The sequence below is a fragment of the Paenibacillus sp. HGF5 genome, from assembly GCF_000204455.1.
Taxonomy (GTDB): Bacteria; Bacillota; Bacilli; order Paenibacillales; family Paenibacillaceae; genus Paenibacillus_AQ; species Paenibacillus_AQ lautus_A.
This window is the reverse complement of the sequence record NZ_AEXS01000103.1, coordinates 1-607: the sequence shown is the minus strand read 5'-3', so window position 1 is coordinate 607 and position 607 is coordinate 1. Positions and strand designations below refer to the sequence as shown.

Annotated in this window: 1 protein-coding gene; it reads left to right on the top strand. The window is 42.0% G+C overall.

Annotation, left to right across the window (positions count from 1 at the left end; genetic code table 11):
• Positions 1-166: 166 nt before the first annotated feature.
• Positions 167-397, top strand: coding sequence for a hypothetical protein (locus HMPREF9412_RS16665; RefSeq protein ID WP_009592811.1), 231 nt, complete (start codon positions 167-169; stop codon positions 395-397).
• Positions 398-607: the final 210 nt, after the last annotated feature.

Here is a 607-nt window from a genome sequence, read left to right as displayed (position 1 = left end):
AAAGAGAGAGCTGCGTGGACAGGGCGTTCATCATGATGTGCAGACAGCTTACATTCGGTTTAGAGATCCCGCCAAAACGGTTAATCACCCTTACATAGGCAAGTGCAGCTTTAATCCGATTGAAGAGACGTGACATGTTCGCTTAAATATATAAGGAGGTCCTATCATGCTGGGAATGCTATTCAATGAGAAAGAGTGCAAAGAGCTTGATTATGTACTGCGAAAAGAACTGGATGAAATGCTGCTGGATTTGAGCGACCAACGGTTGGACCAAAATATCAGGCAGGCGATCGCTAACCGATATAAAACGGTATTTCGCATGTATGCCCGGTTTGCCCCGCAGAAAGAACTCTCCAAATATGCGCGTAACGGGAAGTTTCCGCAAATCAAACATTAATTCTGCGAAAAAGTGTTGACTAACCAGCTAACTATATGTTAAATTAATTTTCGCTTCCTTTTCGAAGGTGATGCCGCCAACCGGCGGCCATCAAACTTCAAAACAAACTTCAAAAAACTTTTTCAAAAAAAGTACTTGCAAAGTTGATAGGAAGTATGATATATTATAAAAGTCGCCGCTGAGATGCGGATGACTAACAAGAAACACAGA